This is a genomic window from Synechococcales cyanobacterium CNB, from assembly GCA_030263455.1.
GTDB lineage: Bacteria > Planctomycetota > Phycisphaerae > Phycisphaerales > UBA1924 > CAADGN01.
On sequence record SZOZ01000004.1, the window covers coordinates 174,494 to 193,117 of the forward strand.

Genomic DNA, 18,624 nt, shown 5'->3' on the forward strand with positions numbered 1-18,624 from the left:
GAACGCCGCGGCGGCCCTTTCTCCTGCGCGCGGTCATGCCGGAGGGATGGGGCGATCGTGCGGATCCTGTCCATCGCCGCCGCGTTCGGCCAACCGTGTCGCCATCGCGGCATCGGTCACGTGTTCAAGGTCCATCGCCGTCGCGTGCACGTGGTCGGGGCGCAGGCCCATCACGTTGACGAGATAGGTCTCCCAGAGCCTGTGGCTTCGGACGAGCGATCGAGCACGGGCGCGGCCGGCGTCGGCGAGGCGAACACCCTCCGACGTCTGCTCGACCTCCCCGGCACGGCGCGCGGCTCGAAGAGCACGCCGCGTCGCCGCCCCGGCGTCGAGCGCCCGCAGCACGTCCGCCGGCGCGACCGCCGTGCCTACGCCTCGCAACTCCTCGGCACGGTAGAGGAACCCCAGCATGTCCTCGTGCGCGATGGAGCGTGCAAGCCGAGCTTGGCGGCGCCAGCGTGCCAGCACGCCGTGCTGAGGCCCGAACACCGCCGCTCCGACGAGCAACGTGCCGGAAACGACGGTCATCATGCCCGCGGCGTTCACGGCGTTTGACAGGCCGACCCACCCCGGCCCGAACGCAGCGAGGACATATCCCCCGATGCCCGAGAGAACCGCCGCGACCGCGCTGACGACGATCTGCGGCAGCAACCGGTCGGTCAGCAAGCGCGCCGTCGCGGCCGGGCAGACAAACATGGCGATGACGAGGATGGACCCGACGGCCTCGAACGACGCAACGGCCGCCGCCGCGACCATCACCATCAGGACGTAGTGAAGCACGCCCGCGCTGAATCCGAGCGACGACGCGAGCGCGGGATCGAACGCAGCCAGACGCAGTTCCTTGAAGAACGCGGCAATGAAAGCGATCGTGATGAGCGCGACGATGGCGAGCGTCCAGACCTGCCTGGGCAACGCCGCGAGCGTCGCCGCACTCACGAAGTCCGACCAGTTCTCGGGCGGGAACCAGAAGAGCGTTTCGAGCTGCCCGTGCAGGACGCAGTCGGCATCGAGGTCGACGTGGCGCGCGGCCGCTCGCTCGATGAGCAGCACGCCGAGCGCGAACAGAACGGTAAAAACGACGCCCATGGCCGCGCCGGTCTCGACGCGGCCGTAGTGCCGCACTGCTTCGATGAGCGCTGCCGCCACGAGACCGCTCGCTGCCGCGCCGATGAACATGGGCAGCGAATCGCGCGTGCCCGCTACGAGAAAGGCGACCACGATGCCAGGCAGCACGGAGTGAGCGACGGCATCGCCCATCAAACTGAGGCGACGCAGGACTAGGAAGTTGCCCAGCAGGCCGCAGCACAGGGCCGCGAGCGTGCCGGCGAGCATCGGCGGCAGGTCGAGCGAGACGAACTCGTGAACGGCGGGTGTCACGTTGCGCCCCCCTGCTGCTCGCCGTTGAGCGGGTGCGGGCTGGGCGGCGTGCCGTTGGTCGCGGGCAGACCACGCCCGCCCAGGGCGTCCTCGAGTTCCGCGATGAGAGCGGGGGGCAGTGCGTGCTCGACCTCGTCCGCCGAGACGTCCACGTGCGACGGCGCGGCGTCAGCGTACTCGATGAGATACCGCTCCCAGAGACGGTGGGCGCGCACGATGCGACGTGCTCGCGCTTCGCCGCGCGGCGTCAACACCACGCGGCCCCGCGCGACGCGGGCCAGCCCACCCGCTCGCAAGGCAAAGGCAACGGCGGGGCCGGGGCGGGCCTCGCGGCCGCCGTCTTCTCGTTCGACGGCGGCACGAAGAGCATGGTCAATCGCGATCCTTGCCCGAAGCGACGAGAGCCTGACGACCGACGCCAGCACGCCACGCGACGGCGCGAGAAGCACGCTCACGGCAAAGCAGGCTCCGGCGGTCAGGACGATGATCGCGCCGGCCGGCGCGTTCGTGAGCAACGCCGAGATGCACGAGCCGAGGTATGCGCTCATGCCGCCGAGCGCGCCGGAGAGCGGGACCATCACGCGCAGACGTTCGGTCCAGAACCGGGCCGCTGCCGGCGGGATGATCAGAAGCGCAACGATCAGGAGCAGCCCCACGGCCTGCAGGCCGATCACCGTGACGACGACCAGCAGGCCGGTCATCGCGAGGTCGATCACGCCGAGAGGCCAGCCCTGCACCGCGGCGAACTCGCGGTCGAAGCAGGTGAGCCGGAACTCCTTGAAGAGCAGTGCGACGGAAGCGATCGACGCGAGCGCAACGATGCCGATGAGCGACGCGTCCCGTACGCTCATCGCCGCGGTCTGGCCGTAGATGAACGAGGCCAGCCCGCCCTGGTCGCCCGTCGGCATGGACTGGATGACGCTCAGCAGCACCACGCCAACGCCGAAGAAGACGCTGAGGACAGCGGCGATTGCGGCGTCGTCGCGCAGGCGCGTGAAGCGTACGATCGCCTGTACCGCGAGCACCCCGAAAACGCACCCCGCTGCCGCCCCGGGAAGCAGCACGCTCAGGCTGCGACCCTGCACGCCGAGCAGTGTCGCGGCGATGAACGCGCCGGCAATGCCCGGGAGCGCGGCGTGGCTCAACGTATCGCCGAGCAACGCCCGCTTGCGCAGCACGATGAACGACCCGACCACGCCGCCCGCTATTCCAAGGAGCGTCGCGCCGAGCACGACAACCGCGGCGTTGTGCCCGGCCTGGAGTGTGAGCGTGCGCCACAGTTCGTCGAAGGTAACGCCCTCGGACGGCCATTCGGCGGAGCTCATTGCCGACCCGGTCACGGCTCACTCACCCCGCGCGGCGCGCGCCACGGCCTCGCTCGCCTCGTCCAGCAGCGTGAGCCGTCCTCCGTACGTCCGCCGAAGATTCTCGGCGGTGAATGCCTCGGCGACGGGGCCGCACGCGACGACTCGCATGTTCAGCAGCAAAACGTCATCGAAATACTCCTCCACGGACTGGAGGTCGTGGTGAACGCAGATCACGGTGCGTCCGCGCGACTTGAGCTCCCGCAGCACTTCGACAATGGCGCGCTCGGTTGCTGCGTCCACGCCCGCGAACGGCTCGTCCATGAAGTAGAGTTCGGCGTCCTGCGCCAGCGCGCGGGCGAGAAAGACCCGCTGCTGCTGCCCGCCCGAGAGCTGGCTGATCTGCCGGTTCGCATAGTCCGCCATGCCGACGCGGTCGAGCGAGACGAACGCGGCTTCGCGGTGCGCTCGCGTCACCGGCCTGCACCATCCGATCATGCCGTACCGCCCCATGCACGCGACGTCGAGCGCGGAGACGGGAAAGTCCCAGTCCACGGTCTCGCGTTGCGGCACGTAGCCGACGCGACGCCGTTGCTGCCGGTACGAGCGCCCCCAGTACTCGACGCGACCCGCGGCGAGGGGGACAAGCCCGAGGCACGCGCGGATGAGGGTGCTCTTGCCCGCCCCGTTCGGGCCGACGATGGCGACGAGCGAACCGGGCCTCGCGTCGAAGTCCACGTCCCACAGCACCGGGCGCCTGTGATAGGCGACCGTCATCGCGTGGACCGAGAGGGGGCTGTCCGCGCTGTGCTCAGGCAACGAGGCGAGCGACTCGCCGCGAGTTCTCGGTGCATGGAGCGGGGACACTGGCTACTCTCCTCCCGCAAGCCGGCCGTTCATCCCCCGGAGCGGCGCATCGCCGCCGAGCGCGCGGGCGATGGTGGTGACGTTGTGATCAATCATGCCGAGATAGGTGCCCTCGTAGGTTCCGGGCGTGCCCATGGCGTCGGAAAACAGCCTCCCGCCGATGGCGACCGTCCAGCCGCGCGAGCGCGCGCCATCGATGAGCGCGCGGACGTTCCGGTCCGAGACCGTTGACTCGACGAAGACGGCGGGAATGCGGCGGGAGACGATCAGGGCCACGATGCGCTCGATGTCGCGCACCCCCGCCTCGGACTCGGTGCTGATCCCCTGGATGCCGACGACCTCGAACCCGTACCGGCGGCCGAAGTAGTTGAAAGCGTCATGGGCGGTGACAAGCACCCGACGCTCCTCCGGCACACTCGATAGCACGCGCCGCGCGTACTCGTCCAGTTCCCGCAGCGTCGCGGCGTATCGCTCGGCGCTGACGCGGTAGTGCTCCGCGCCGGCAGGATCGGCCTCCGTCAGCTTGTCCCGCACGACGCCGATGGCACGCGACCACGCCGACGGGTCCATCCACACGTGCGGGTCGTACTGGCCCTCGAACTCCTCTGGTTCGAGCAGGTCCGACTCGTCGAGCAACTCGGTGACCGCATGGACCTTTCGGCCGGCGGTGGCGGCGCGGATCAGCGCGTCCGTCATCTTCCCCTCGAGCATCAGGCCGTTGTAAAACACCAGGTCCGCCCGCATCAGCGCGGCGGTGTCGCTGCGCGTCGCCTTGTAGAGGTGCGGATCGACTCCCGGCCCCATCAGACCGGTCACCTCCGCGCGTTCTCCCGCGACGTTGCGGACCAAGTCCGCGATCATCCCCGTGGTCGCGACCACGCGGAGCGGCTCACCCCCGCGCGCAGCGGACACACCCGCGAACACAACCGCCACAAGAACGAGCACGCGATGCATCAGCGTCTCCTCGGCCGCCCCGGGCGGGGCCGGCAAATGTAGCCAAAGCTACTGTAGCCCCGGCTCCATTCCGATCAAGCCCCCCGAGTTTCGGGCAGGCGAACGAGGCGGCCCGAACAATCGGCGAACGCGCGGGAGAATCCGGAGGTCGATCATCGCGTGCCCCTTCCGCTACACTGCCCGTCCACGTCGGCAACCCGGGGGCCGGCGCTGGTCGATAGACATGAACCGGTCGCGGGGACCGCGACCGGCTGCCCTGGGGGTCGGACGCCCCTGATCGGCGCCGTGAAGGGATTCTGTCGTTGTCGCCGAAACGCTCGCTCGAAGAACTGCCCACCCTCGCGTGGAGCCTCGACCCGCAACCCGAGATGGTCGGGGAGCGCACCGCGCGATTTCGTGCCCCGGATGCGCCGCAGCCGGTCCCGCCCTCGTTCGCGCTCGCAGGACCACTCGGAGCGAGCGCCCAGGTCGAGGACGCCTTCTCGCCTCGGCCCCGCTTCGCCCGCTTCGAGGATCGGCACCTCATCCGCGTCGAGACGGACCACTCGTGGAGTCTGTACGGAACGGGCGAGGTCGCAGGCCCGCTCCTGCGCAACGGCCGCCACACCATCGCCTGGAACACCGACGCCTACAACTACGACTCGACCACTCGCTCGCTCTACCAATCCCATCCCTGGGTGCTGGGCGTTCGTCAGGACGGCAGCGCGTTCGGCGTGCTCGTGGACACCACCCACCGCGTCGGCATCGACCTTGCCGAGGGCATCCTCTTCGAAGCCGACGGCTACCCGCCAGCGGTCTACGTCATCGACGCCCCTGGCCCCGAGGACGTGCTGCGAGAACTGGCCGCTCTGACCGGGAAGATGGACCTCCCCCCGTTCTGGTCGCTCGGCTACCACCAGTGCCGCTACTCGTACATGACCGAGGAGGAGGCGCTGGAGGTCGCCGCGGAGTTCCGTCGCAGACGCATCCCGTGCGAGGCGATCTGGTTCGACATCGACTACATGGACCGCTTCAGGGACTTCACCTTCGACAAGGTGCGATTCCCCGACCCCGCCGGCATGGTGCTGCGGCTCGCGGAGCGAGGGTTCCGGTCGGTCTTCATCCTCGACCCGGGCATCGTCGCCGATCCCGCCGACCCGACCTACGCCGACGGCGTCGAGCGAGACCACTTCGTGCGCGATGCCGAGGGACGCGAGTATCGCGGCACCGTCTGGCCGGGCGTGTGCGCGTTCCCCGATTACACGCGCGGCGCGACCCGCCACTGGTGGGCCGACCTCATCGACACCTTCGTCACCACCGTCGGCATGGACGGCCTCTGGAACGACATGAACGAACCGGCCATCTTCGACGGACCCGGACGCACCATGCCGGTTGATTGCATCCACCGCGCGGACTCCGAACTCGGCGGCCCGGGAACGCACGCTCGCTACCACAACGTCTACGGCATGCTGATGATCCGCTCCACGAAGAAGGGGATGCTTCGCGCCCGTCCCGAACGCCGTCCCTTCGTGCTGACTCGCTCCAACTTCGTGGGCGGTCAGCGCTACGCCGCCATGTGGACCGGCGACAGCACCAGCACCTGGGACCACCTCGGCTGGACCATCCCGATGATCCTCAACCTCGGACTCTCGGGGCAGCCTTTCGCCGGGTGCGACATCGGCGGCTTCTCGGAGAACGCCGACGCCCACCTCTTCCAGCGGTGGATGGGCCTCGGATCGCTGCTCCCCTTCAGCCGCGCCCACTCCGACAAGGGCACGCAGCGGCACGAACCTTGGTCGTTCGGCGAAGAGTGCGAGCGCGTCTGCCGCCTCGCGCTCGAGCGTCGCTACCGACTCATGCCCTACCTCTACACGGTCTTCCGCGAGGCCGCCGAGACCGGCCTGCCCGTCATGCGCCCGCTCTTCTTCGCCGACCCGGCCGACCCGGCACTGCGATCAGCCGAGGACTCGTTCCTGATCGGACGCGACGTGCTGGTGCGGGCGTCGCGCGACCCCGAGAACGGCTGCCGCGACCCCATGCCGCACGGCCGATGGCGTGCGTTCGAGCCGGCGAACGCCTCCCACCACGACCTGCCGGAACTCTTCGTGCGCGAAGGGGCGATCGTCCCCCTCGGACCCGTGCGCCAGTTCAGCGGCGAGAAGCCGCTCGACCCCATCACGCTCGTCATCTCGCTCGACCGCCACGGGCACGCCGAGGGCACGCTCTACGAGGACGCCGGCGACGGGTTCGCCTACCGTGAGGGCGACTACCTTCTCACGACGTACTCCGCCGAGCGCGATGGCCCGCGCGTGATCGTGGGCATCCGCGGCGCGGAAGGATCGCGTCCGCGACCGCTCCGCGCCGCAGAGATACTCATCCTCCTCGACGACGGCACGGTCAGGCGCAGCGTGGGCGTGGGAGGCGACAACATTCCCGTGCTCATCGACCAGCCCCGCTGCTGAGGCCGGTCAGCGCCCCGGCAACCCATGAAAAACCCCCGCCTCGAGCGCGGGGGTGTTCGGGCAACCGGTTGTGCGCCGCGGTCAGTTGCAGCCCGCGGTGTAGAGATTGAGGAAACAGAGCACGTCCTGCGTGTTGATGACCGTATCGCCGGTGCAATCGGCCTTCGCGTTGCCCGACGTGTACAGGTTCAGGAAGCAGAGCACGTCCTGCGTGTTGATGACGGTGTCGCCGTTGCAGTCCGCGTAGCAGGCGGGAGGGGTGTTCTGCACGGTCCTCGCCGCGTTGATCCGACCGTACCCGTAGTTGATGTCGAAGCCCGGCGTGCCGAGGTCGTCGGCGTTGTTGCGCAGCAGCTGACGCACCTCCGCGCCGGTCAGGTTCGGGTTGCGCGAGTACATCAGGGCGACCAGGCCGCTGACGTGCGGCGCGGCCATGGATGTACCCGACATGTAGATGTAACCGGAGTTGTTCGCGTAGTTGCAGGAGATGATGTCCTCGCCCGGCGCGGCGACGTCGATCCAGTTGCCGTAGTTCGACCAGCTCGCGCGGTTGTCGCTCGCGTTGGTGGCGCTGATCGCGATGGCCTCGGGGTACGCCGCCGGATAGAACGGCGACTGGCTGCCCCAGTTGCCCGCCGCGGCGATCACGGGCATCCCGTTCTGATCGGCGTACTTGCAGGCGTCGGCGAGAACCTGTGCGCCCCCGCTCCCGCCGCCGGAGTAGTTCAGCGCGTGCGCGCCGTTGTCCACCGCGTAGTAGATGGCGTAGGCGATCGCCTCCCACGTGCCGCCGCCGCCCGAGTTGAAGACCTGCAGCGGCATGATGGTCACGTTCGCCATCCCCGCGACGCCCTTGCCGTTGTGAAGGCCCGCAGCGATCGTGCCCGCGACGTGCGTGCCGTGGCTGTGACCGTCCTGCGGGTTGTTGTCGTTGCTCATGAAGTCCCAGCCGCGATAGTCGTCGATAAACCCGTTCCCGTCGTCGTCGATGCCGTTGCAGCACGGATCGCCGGCATTCGCCCAGTAGACGCCCTGGAGATCCTCGTGCGTCCACGAAATCCCGGTGTCGGCGACCGCGATCACCACGTCGCGCGTGCCCATCGTGATGTCCCACGCCCCCTCGAACTTGGCGATCTTCGGACCGTACTGCTCGTTGTAACGAGGATCGTTCGGCACGAACGCCAGAACCGTGTGCCCGTTCGGCTCGGCATAGCGAACGCCCGGAAGCCGCGAGACGCGCTGCGCGAACTCGACCGGATCGACTCCCTCAGCGAGTTTCGCCACACGCACCATCGACAGCGGGTGCGGCTTCGCCGGATCGTGCTTCGACCACCGCGGATGCCGCGTCTCCTTCCACCCCACAACCTCGGCCATCCCCGCGATCATCGCCACCGACTTGTCGGTCGGGACGTGGTCGAACCCGATGATCAACTCGTCGGCGACGTGCCCGAGTTCCATCGGACCGTCCGCCATGCCCAGAAACTGGGCGGACGCAGCCGCGGGCACAAGACACGAGGCCAGACCGATCAACGCCATCTTCAACTGACGGTTCATCCCTGCACGCTCCTTCACTCGGATGACACTCACACTTCACGCACGAACCCGACGGGTGTGCGATCATCAACGTCCCGCACGGCGACAGACCACGCGGCAGGGGCACTGTACCACACCGCCACGCCATCGAGAAGTGCCTTGTGACAGTCGCCGATAACCTCTCCTCGTATTCCGAGGGAAAGCCCCCGCTCGCCGCGTTTCGCTCCCGGAACAAGAAACAGGCCGGGACTTGCGCCCCGGCCCGTCGAGGTTCTGGTGCTGTCACCGGGGGGTCACTTCGGGCGCACATACCTCCCCAGGAGCAGGCTCGCGTTCTGGCGTCCGAGGAAGAAGTCGGTATCCAGCACGGTGTCGGCCGCGTTCGAGAGCGCGCGCCCTGTGGCCGGCAGCGAGTAGGAACCCTGCGATCCTGGGACGTCGGAGACGGAGTTCGCGGCCATGAGATCGAACTGTTCGCCGAACGGGTCGTAATCGCCGCTGATGCGCAGGCCGAGCATCTCGCCGACGCGGCGTCCGACCGCGGCGGTGAGCGATTGCACGAACCCGTCGAGTCCGTCCGGGGAGGGCGTGTAGCCGAGCAGCGCGAGCGACGGAAGGAACACGACACCCTCGTCGGTGCGCGTCGAGTTGAAGCCGTCGGATCCGAAGGAGAAGCCGTAGGACTCGGAGAAGAAGTCGAAGGTGCGACTGAAGAGCAGCGTGATGGGATCAACGGTCGTGGTGAGGAAGATCGTTGAGTAATCCTGGAACTCGAACGCGTTGGGGTTGGTCGAGAACCGCACGTCGAGGCCGACGACGTCGTCCGAAGTGCCAACAACGCCGTCCGGACCGGCGTCGGCCACGGCCGAGGAGAAGATGCTGCTCAGGTTCGCCACGAGTCGAGTGGTAACGTAGTCGTTCACGCTCTGGCCGTTGGAGGCCTTCCCGGTGAAGCCGAGAGCGGCGGCATCGAACGGCCGCAGCGGGGTCGTGAGACCGCCGACCTGGAGCCAGTCGATCGTGCCGCCGTTGAGTTCGATGAAGACGTTCTGGAAGCGCTTGCTGATCTGCGATGCACCCTCCGTGACGACTTCGAGCCTGTAGTCGGTATTGAAGATGCCCTGCACGTAGACCGCGTATCGTGCGGGCTGGCCGGTGAGGTCGAGACGACCCGGGGCGACGAAGTCGATGAAGAAGTCGCCGTTCGCGTCGTAGCCGTAGGCGAAATCGCCGTTGCGTGCGAGCTCCCCGGGCGTGGACCCGTTCGGGCTGATGCGAGAGGGGGAGAACACGAGCATCCCATCGTCGATGTCGCTCGACGTGGTGATGTCGAAGATGCCGAACTGCACGCCGCCGCTGAAGTCCTCGAAGGTGACGGGATGGCGGCTGCCGAGGTCGGCGCCGAGTTCGTTGAGTTTGAGGGTGACGCGGACGCGAGAGCCGGCCGCGATCGGGTTGCCGCCGTTGAGGGCGTAGACGTCGACGTCCGGGACGACGTTCGAGGGCAGGCCGAACGAGCCGCGCGGCCCGATCGCCGACTCGACGTTCACGATCTGGCGGCCTGCGGTATCGGTGAACGCCGACACGGTGCCCGCCGCGTTCGAGCCGGTGACGAAGTCGTCCGCGGTGCCGAGGATGCCGTCCGCGCCGGCGCTGATGGTGAACGTGAAGTCGCCGATGACGCGGGTTGTGAGGTCGTCCGCGGTGCCGAAGACGCCGTCCGCACCCGCGAAGGTGATGGGGGCAGGCGCGTTGACGAGCGGGTCCGCACTGCCCGCGTCGGTGAGGGCGCTGAAGCCGGAGTTTCCGTCGTCAAAGACCTCGACGGTGAAGTTGTAGTCGCCGACGCCCCCGGCCGCGGACGAGATGTTCGGCACGCCGAAGGTGTTGTAGGTGAGAACGTTCGCGACCATCAGGTGGTACACGCCGGTCTGCTTGATGAGGAACGCCTCGCCGAACGTCGCGTCGGTCTCCGCACCGACCGGCGCGGGCAGCGGGACGACGAAGTCGCTGGGCCCGAACGATCCTTCGACGTCCCCGTTCGGATTGACGAGGAACCGGCCCGCGAAGAGCGCCGATCCCTGCATCGCGCCCAGTCGCAGAATCTGACCAGCCTGGAGCGTGATGCGGTAGAGGTCCGTGTCGTTGGGGAATCGGAAGAGGTTGGTGTTGTGGTCGGGATGGTCGCCGATCGAGCCGCGGAGCGTGAAGGGCCGGTTCGGTGTCGGCAGGCCGTCCGGCGCGTGGTTGTCGTCGAGGACGATGTCGAGATTCACCGGCGGGTAGAAATCGATCCGGCGGATCACACCGGTCGTCGGTTCGGGCACGAAGACGGTGCCGGCGAAACCGGGCAGCTTGTCGCCGGGGTCGCCGACGATGTCGTCCTGCGAGTAACGCTCGCCCGGCGCGACCATGCCGTCGCCGTTGCCGTCGAGCGGCGCCAGCGACAGCGAAGACCGCACGTGCGACGAGCTCAGCTCGAACCGGTAGACCCCCGGCCCGGGCACACCGGCGAGCTGCGGGAGATCGCGCTCCGTGACCGAACGATCGAAGATCACCTCGAGTTGGTTGGCCTGCGGGACGTAGTTGAGGGTGTAGTCGATCCCCTCCACGAGACGGATCTCAACCTCGCCCGTGCCGCGCACTTCCGAGACCGACAGACCGGCGGAGAAGCTCGACGAATCCATCGGCTGGTTGAAGGTGAGCACGGCGCTGTACACCCGGCTGCGCTCGGTGACCGCGAGCGAACTGACCTGGATGGGCAGCGGCGTGTGCCTGGGGTTGGTGATCTGGAAGTTGCCGTTGTTGCGTGCGGGCGCGCCGCCGGCCGTGACCGCGCCGAGGTCGCCGGTGGAGGAAACGCGGTACGACTCGGAGTTGCGGTTGGAACCTTCGATGGCGCCGACGACGCTGACGCCGGCGAGAACGGACCGCCCGCTGGCGAGGGAGTCATCGCTCGTGCCGAAGTACCCGTCCGAGCCGCGAGTAAAGCCAGCCACGACGCTCGAGCGGATCATGCTGCCGCCGATGTTCACCGTGCCGGCGAACCCGGTGGTGGCACGGTCAGCGGCATCGCCCGTGCCGCCGACCTCGGCGTCGCGCCCGAGATCGCCGCCGACCATGATCGCGCTGTCGGTGACGTTGCCCGCAATGCTGACGGCGTCGAGGAAGTCGCGCGAGGACACGAAGGAGCGGCTGAGCGACGGCGCGGAGAACGAGCCGATCGCGGAGCCGGAGCGAACGACGCCGCTGCTCATGGGGGCGTTGAGGGTGATGGAGGTGGCGACGCGGTCAACGTTGACGTGCCCGCGCATTGTGCCGCCGAACGTCACGAACCCGGTGGTGAAGACGTCGATAAGCGCATCGCCGCGCTCGTCGGGGTCGGAATCGCCGAACTCTCCGACGACGCTGATGAAGGCGGCGTTCTTAGCGGAGATCGTGCCGTGGCGGAAGTGCCCCACGACGAGGGTGTCGAGGTGCTGTCCGATCGTCACGTCGCCCGTGCCCTCGTCGTTGCCCAGCTCGATGCGCACCGCGTAGTGATCGATGTAGACGTCCGAGTCACCGAAGAGCGTCGCCTCGATGCGCAGCAGGCCGATCGAGGAGAAGTTCGTCGTGACGACGTCGAAGTTCGTCAGCGCCCCGTTCGTGGAGGTGACCACCACCGCGGACCCCTCCGTGGTGCCGGAGAGGATCACGCGGTTGGTCGCCGAATCGAACGACACGCTGCCGGGGCCGGAGAAGAAGATCGTGCCGCTGTTCAACGACGTGGCGAAGTCCAGCGACCCACCCGAGGGCACCGGCGTGCCCACGAGCGACCCGGCGGCGTCGGGATGGTTGATGGGCAGCGAAGGACCAAGCACACCCAGTCGGCCGCCCGCCGTCGCCCCCGGCGCGATGCCTTCGCTCACGACCATGGACTCGAACACGTCGCCGACGACGTTGACCTCGCCGACGTACGAGACGCCAGGCTCGGTGCGGTCGTCGAACGAGCCGTAGACCCCATCCGGCCCGTGCCAGATGCCGGCGACGATCTTGGACCGGACCATCGCGCCGCCGACGTTCACCACGTTCACGAAGCCGGACTGCGTGGAGTCGCGGTTGGCGATGCCCCTCCCGCCGGGTCGGCCGTCCTGGCCGAAGTCGCGCACTCCGGCGATGATCATCGCGTCCATGACGCTGCCGCCGACGCTGACAGCGTGGATCGAGTCGCCCGCGGCGATCACGGAACCGGTCGCAGCCGTCAGTTCGTCGTTGCGCAGGTCGCCCCCGATGGTCAGGAACCCGATCGCGTAATCGGCCTTGATCATCGCCTCGAACACGGACCCGCGGTCAACAAGGACATTGCCGATGTTCCAGCCCGCAGTGATGGTCGGCCCCTGGATGGCCGTCCCCTGCACAAGCCTGGGCGGCAGCTGGTTGCGGAAGGCGTCGTACGGCGTGGCTGCGGAACGGAACGGGTTGACGCCCATGTCGCCGAAGACGCCGTCCTCCGTGCCGAGCACCTGCACGGAGAGAACGATCCAGTCGGCATGGACGCGGCCGTAGAAGTTGCCCGCGTTGACGACCACCGAATCGACGTGCCCGTCGTACGCGATGACGCTCGCGGTCGGCAGGAACGATCCGCCATGGATGTTCACCGCGCCGATGCCGCCGGAGTAGCTCACCACGCCGCCGGCGAAGTCGCCCGTGACGTTCACGGTCCCGATGCGCCCTGCCGCGTAGATCGAACCGCTGCCGAGGAGGTCGTCCCCGGGACGGTTCGGGACCAGTCCGAGCGTGACCGTGCCGATGGTCTCGCCGGCGCGAATGTCCGTGTACAACTGGCCGCCGGCGGTCACCGTGGGCAGCGCGCCGTGGACGACGATCATGCCCGGCTTGTTCCGATCGCCGATGTGGCGTCCCGCGGTGAGGGTGTTGATGCTCCGGCGAACGTCCGCGGTGATGCGCAGGTCGCGCGACGCCGAGAGCGTGCCGACCGTGCCCCGCGAGGTGTCCGTGGCGACGTGGATCGCAAGGTCGCCCTCGTTGACGCGGATCGTCCCGATGGGGCCGGACGAGGAGACCCTACCGCTGAAGAGCGTCCGCGCGGTGATGGTGTCGATCTGGCCCTGCGGCCCGGTGACCGCGAACGCGGTGTTGTAGATGTCGTCATCGACGGACACACGCTGCAGCGGGCCGGAGACGGTGATCTCGCTGGTCCGGATGGCCTTGGCCGTCAGGTCCTCGATGCGGCCGGCCGTGAAACTGCTGGAAGCGATCACGCCGGTCGCCCGGAATCGCGGGATGTGGTTGTTCACGTCGAGATCGACGCGGGTGAAGTTCCGCCCCGATATCTCGTTGTTGATCCAGCCGAAGACGTCGATGCGGATGTCACTGTAGTCTCCCGCGGACCCGAAGGTCGAGAGCCTGTCGAGCTCGCCGCCGCTCAGAATCTCGGCGGGGTGGAACTCCAGCTCGGTCCCCTGCGTCGTGCTGTTGCGGTAGCCCGAGGCCTGCACGCGGAAGATGCGCGTCCACGCGTCGAGGATCGAGGCGTCGAAGAAGCCGTTGTCGAGACGGACATCGTTGATGATGTCCGCGCGGATGGTGGAACGGAAGACGTTCCCGTCCAGCCCGTCGACGAGGTTCACGGTGCCCGTCAGCAGCAGCGGATCGACGTAGATGAGCGACAGCCAGAAACCGTCCAGGAGTTCCGCGCTGGCGTGTGCATCGATCATGCTCGCGCCGCGGAGGCGGATCGTGCCGATGCCCTGGGCGTCGAGCTGGTTGCCCGGACCGACGGTCGCCGGCGCGGAGTTCCGTGCGATGATCGGCGCGGAGATGAACGCGCCGGGATGGATCGCTCCCTCCGCCGTGACGAGGCGGATCTCGTCGTCCGCGAAGATGCCGGCAGTGGCAAGCGGCGAGTGCTTGGTGTTCCGGATGCCCATCCCCACGCTCACGTCGCCGATGATCGTGGCATAGAGCACGCCCACGATGCCCTCGAACTCGCCCGCGGGGACGGAGCGGTCGAAGTTGGGCCGCACGCTGACCAGCGTGGCGTTCTCGTCCTGGAGGATCACGTCGCCGATCGAGCCGCCGACGTTGACGTTCAGCACGTCGCCCGTGCGGGCCACGAGGCCGTTGAGGTAGCCGTCGAACGGGCCTCCGATGTCGTCGAGGAACGCCGTGCCCGCGTCATTGACCACGTTGGTGACGGGGCGGTGCAATCCGCCGGCCCAGTCGCCGTCGATGCTGCCCTGCGAGATGCCGAGCGGCCCACCGACGGCCGTGTTCTTCCCGCCCTGCACGCCGAGGAACGGTCCGATGAGGCTCGGCCCCCACGCGGGAACCTGCGTCCGTCCGAGGGTACCGGTGCGGATGTCGATCGTGTCCACCCCGACGACGTCGATCGCCACGATATCGCCCCGCGGCGTCTCGTTCGTGATCGCCTGGAGGCGCTCGCCGCCGGACTGAACGATGCTCCAGACGTCCACCTCGACGTTGCCGCGGATGCCGATCGCCGCCGCGCCGTCAGCGCCGATGATGTTGATGCGGCCGATCGAGATGGGAGCGAGCGCATTGCCGCCGCCCTGATTGCCGGTCGAGGTGATGAGAAGTTGGCGGCCGCCGGTGAGATCGACCTGATCGATCTGCGCGATCGCGACGCCCTGGGAGACGTCGACCGGGAGGTACCGGACGATGCCGCCGAGCGCGCCGGTGGGCAGGCCGAGGATTTCGATGCGGACGCGCCCGCCGCCGTCATCGACGAGTTCGAGCGGCTGCCCGCCCCGGATCTCGACATTCGAGTCCAGGGTGTTCCCGACGTCGATGCGCGGGAAGTCAACGAACCGGACGTCGGAACCCGAACCCGTCGTCGCCACGACACCGCGATTGTCGCCGAGCCAGATGCCGATCTCGGGTGCGCCGGGATCGAACGCGATGTCCTGGCTGACGAGCATCCCACCGACGGTCGATCCCGGCGGGGTCGTGAGGAGCAGGGTGCCGCCGAGCACGTGCGAACCGACACGGATCATGCCGATGCTGCCATCGCCGCCCGCGGTGCCGGTGATGACGTTCGCGCCCAGAGGGAACAGGGTCCGCTCGGTCTCGGATATCTGGTCGTACCCGACCGCGCCGCGGAAGTCGAGCATGGCGATGCGGCCGGCCACGCGCAGGTCCATGAAGATCACGTCGCCCAGCAGCCCGTCGTTCTGCGCGCCGAAGGCGGGGTTGAGGCCGGTGTGGAACTGCCCGAAGTCGCCCCCGATGACGAAGTTCACCGGCGCGGCCACGGAGCCTCGGACGTCGCGGCCGACCGTCACGTCGAAAAGCGTGCCCTTGACGCTGAAGGTGCCGCTGGCGAGGTTGTGCGAGAGCGGGTTGTCCTCGCTCACGCCGCGCGGGTTGAAGGTCTCGGTTGCGTCGATGTCGCCGCCGTTGGCGCTGGGCCAGTACCCCGTGCCGAAGCGGAACGATCCGACGTTTCCGTTGAGCACGGTCACGCCGTTCGAGAGGCCGTTCGGAATGGTACCCGTGTTGCCGTTCCCGCCGCCGGTGCGGTAGGCGCCCAGAGTGGTCGGCGTGAGTCCGGTGAGGGTGGCGGCGTACCCGAAGCCCGTCTGGGTGTTGTCGTCGGTCGCCTGCGCGACACCGACGCCGGAGACGACGAGGTAGTACACGCCCGGCGCGGGAGGATCGAACCGCAGGAACTGCGACTCCTCGAAACTGCGCGTGAAGCGGGATGCCACGAACGTGCGCTGCTGCTCGTCCACGATGCGGAAGAGCAGGTCGGTGTCCACCGCGTCCACCTGCAGAACGACCGGCTGAGCGGCGTCGCTGGCGAACGCAAAGACGTCTACCTGGTCGTCCGCGTTGATGGTGTCGCCGAAGCCGAGTTCGCCGAGGACCCGCACCGCAGTACCGATCGAGCCGATCCACTCCGCCGACATGATGGAGTCGTTGCGGTAGGTGCCTAGGCCGAACGCCGCGCTCTGCCGGTTGCCGAGCAGGAACGGATCGCCGGCGTCGGTCAGCACGAACGAACCGAGCATGGCGCGAATGGTGGTGCGGGGGTCCGCATCGGCCGCGATCCCGAAGGTGTGCTCACGCTCAACGTAGTTCAGAATCTCGTGCGGCGGGCGGTTCACAGGGTCGCTCAGGTCGCCCAGGACGGTCACGTCGAGCACCGACCGGCCCGCGATCGCGATCTCGCCCACCGTCCTGCCGACGACGAGTTCCGCGTTCGTCTTGTAGAAGTTGTTGATGTTGAAGGGAGGCGTGTATCCCGGGTCCGCCGCCCACATCCCGGTGTCGGTCCCGGCGGTGAGCGAGCCGAGATCACCCGCGACGTTGATCGAGCCGACGAGATAACCGATCGCCAGCCGCTCGACCGCGCCGGTGAACTGCGACGAGCCGTGCAGGATGCCGTGCAGCAGGATCGAACCGATCGACGCCCCGTTGAGGACGAAGAAGCCCTGGTCCGGCCGGCTGAAGCCGGTCGTGACAATGTTGCCCGCCGCGGGGCCGAGCGGGTTGTACGTGTTGGCGCTCGCGTTGTTGCGCACGAAGGGAGAACCGACGATCACGCTGCCGGGGCCGGGGGGCAGCCCCTCGACGTTCAGCCCGCCGCCCGCCTCGACGTACCACGTGTACCCGAACGGCGCGGAAGACGACTCGAAATCGCTGTAGAGACCCTCGATCGAGTCCGTGATGAAGTACTCGAACGGGAACTCGTACAGGTCGGAACCCGGCGTCGGCTGCTCGGTGGCCGTGACTTCGCCGCCGAACATGTTGAACGACGTGCGCGAGTCGGTATTGGAGAACACAATCCGCCCGATCCCGTCGTTGAAGTTCGGGATGCCGTCAGCGTCCGGGTCGACGATCGCAAACTCCGAGCTCGGCGGAATGCCGAGACGGAGCGTCCGCACCATCGCCCGGTCGTAGAGGTCGAAGAACGAGACACTCGCGCCGACGGGGCCGGTCAGCGTCGCCGAGACGCCCACCACACGCTCGTCAATCAGCTCCGCCAGCGCGCTGGAGGGCAGCACGAACTCCATGTTGTCGAGGAACATGTTCCCCGATCCCACCGTCTCGAACCGAACCCGCGCAAAGTTGACGTCCTGCCCCGCGAGGTTGTTGTCCAGCACGAGGCGCCCTATCCCGTTCGCCCGCTCGTTCTGGTTCGGGTTCTGGATCAGCGCGAGGAGCGAGTTGCCCGTGAAGACATCCGTCGCGATCGTGCCGTCGGCAAGATAGTACGAAGCCAGCACCCTGAACTGCGACGGGACAAGCCCGAACCCGTCCGGATCGACGATGTCGATCGAGAACGTGTCAAAGATGCCCACGTTCGGCAGGTCGAACTGCCAGAACTGCCCCCCGACCGCCACGACACGGATACCCAGGTCGTCCTGCTCGCCGCCGGGCATCTGCGCGATGCGGAAGTTCGTCGTCGGCGCGAAGTTGTGGATCACCCGAACTTCGGACTGGAGGAACGTGAAGTTCTGCGGGATCCCCCCCACCGCCTCGTCGTTGAAGTCCTCCTCCACCGTCTCAGGGTCGTCCGGAGCGTCGATGGTGATGTCCGTCGTGATGTACGGCCGGACGTAGGCCCAGTGCGCCGTCACCTGCCCAAGGCCCGTCGCGGGGTTCACCACGTCCGGCGTGATCGTCAGCGTGAAGAGCAGCTTGCGCTCTTCGAGACGCTCGAAGTCGCACTCCCGCGCACGCTCCTCGCGCCGGCGCGTCGCGCCAACGGAACCCAGCAGCGAACGGATCGACCGGCGGTTTCGACGAGAGCCCTTCATGGCGACTCCTGATCACTCAAACAGTGGTCCGGGACCGTTCCACACGCGGGCCGACGCTCCTGCACGCCGGCCGGCGACTCCCCGCAACGCTCGCCGAGCGATGCGGGCCGGTCGAGTCTGGCGCTCCGCCCATGCCCTCCGGCTCATCCCGGAACGGTCCCCGCGCGCACCCGTGCACGCGACGGGCGGAGAGGCCACAGGCTATGCCAAACGGCGACATCGCACAACTCGGCCTTCGGGGCCGCACCCTTCGGCCGGGCGCCGGCGACAAGCGGGGGTCGTCGGCCGTTCTCCCGGCGGTGCAGCAGGTCGGCGGGTCCGCGCGGACCCACGTCTGTCAGGCCCCTACGCATACCACCA

The 18,624-nt window shown here is 68.1% G+C and carries 7 protein-coding genes; 1 reads left to right on the plus strand and 6 read right to left on the minus strand.

What is annotated here, in order from left to right; all coding sequences use genetic code 11:
* Window positions 1-33: 33 nt before the first annotated feature.
* From FBT69_05905 to FBT69_05920, 4 genes are all read right to left on the minus strand, one after another.
* Window positions 34-1,377: a metal ABC transporter permease gene (locus tag FBT69_05905; protein ID MDL1904338.1), complete on the minus strand. Its 1,344-nt coding sequence runs from the start codon at window positions 1,375-1,377 to the stop codon at window positions 34-36.
* Entirely contained in the window at window positions 1,374-2,702 is a 1,329-nt protein-coding gene (locus tag FBT69_05910) for a metal ABC transporter permease (protein ID MDL1904339.1), read from the minus strand. The genes FBT69_05905 and FBT69_05910 overlap by 4 nt, the downstream gene beginning before the upstream one ends.
* A gap of 18 nt (window positions 2,703-2,720) precedes the next feature.
* Window positions 2,721-3,458 carry an ABC transporter ATP-binding protein gene (locus FBT69_05915; protein ID MDL1904340.1) on the minus strand — a complete coding sequence of 246 codons (738 nt, stop codon included), beginning with the start codon at window positions 3,456-3,458 and terminating at the stop codon, window positions 2,721-2,723.
* Window positions 3,459-3,551: 93 nt separating this feature from the next.
* Window positions 3,552-4,502 carry a manganese transporter gene (locus FBT69_05920; protein MDL1904341.1) on the minus strand — a complete coding sequence of 317 codons (951 nt, stop codon included), beginning with the start codon at window positions 4,500-4,502 and terminating at the stop codon, window positions 3,552-3,554.
* Window positions 4,503-4,804: 302 nt separating this feature from the next.
* Here FBT69_05920 and FBT69_05925 point away from each other — a divergent pair, with 302 nt between their 5' ends.
* Window positions 4,805-6,943, plus strand: coding sequence for a DUF5110 domain-containing protein (locus tag FBT69_05925; GenBank protein ID MDL1904342.1), 2,139 nt, complete (start codon window positions 4,805-4,807; stop codon window positions 6,941-6,943).
* A gap of 81 nt (window positions 6,944-7,024) precedes the next feature.
* Here FBT69_05925 and FBT69_05930 read toward each other — a convergent pair whose 3' ends face one another.
* Both FBT69_05930 and FBT69_05935 read right to left on the minus strand, forming a co-directional pair.
* On the minus strand, window positions 7,025-8,497 hold the full coding sequence (locus FBT69_05930; protein MDL1904343.1) for a hypothetical protein: 1,473 nt from the start codon (window positions 8,495-8,497) through the stop codon (window positions 7,025-7,027).
* A 272-nt stretch (window positions 8,498-8,769) separates the two neighbouring features.
* Window positions 8,770-18,264 (minus strand): hypothetical protein, encoded by a 9,495-nt coding sequence (locus FBT69_05935; protein ID MDL1904344.1) that lies wholly within the window; start codon window positions 18,262-18,264, stop codon window positions 8,770-8,772.
* Between the last annotated feature and the right edge of the window lie 360 nt (window positions 18,265-18,624).

Excerpts from the sequence above, each read along its gene's own strand:
- FBT69_05910 (MDL1904339.1), bottom strand. The coding sequence starts at position 2,702 with ATGAGCTCCGCCGAATGGCCGTCCGAGGGCGTTACCTTCGACGAACTG.
- FBT69_05915 (MDL1904340.1), bottom strand. The coding sequence starts at position 3,458 with ATGACGGTCGCCTATCACAGGCGCCCGGTGCTGTGGGACGTGGACTTC.
- FBT69_05920 (MDL1904341.1), bottom strand. The coding sequence starts at position 4,502 with ATGCATCGCGTGCTCGTTCTTGTGGCGGTTGTGTTCGCGGGTGTGTCC.
- FBT69_05930 (MDL1904343.1), bottom strand. The coding sequence starts at position 8,497 with ATGAACCGTCAGTTGAAGATGGCGTTGATCGGTCTGGCCTCGTGTCTT.
- FBT69_05935 (MDL1904344.1), bottom strand. The coding sequence starts at position 18,264 with ATGAAGGGCTCTCGTCGAAACCGCCGGTCGATCCGTTCGCTGCTGGGT.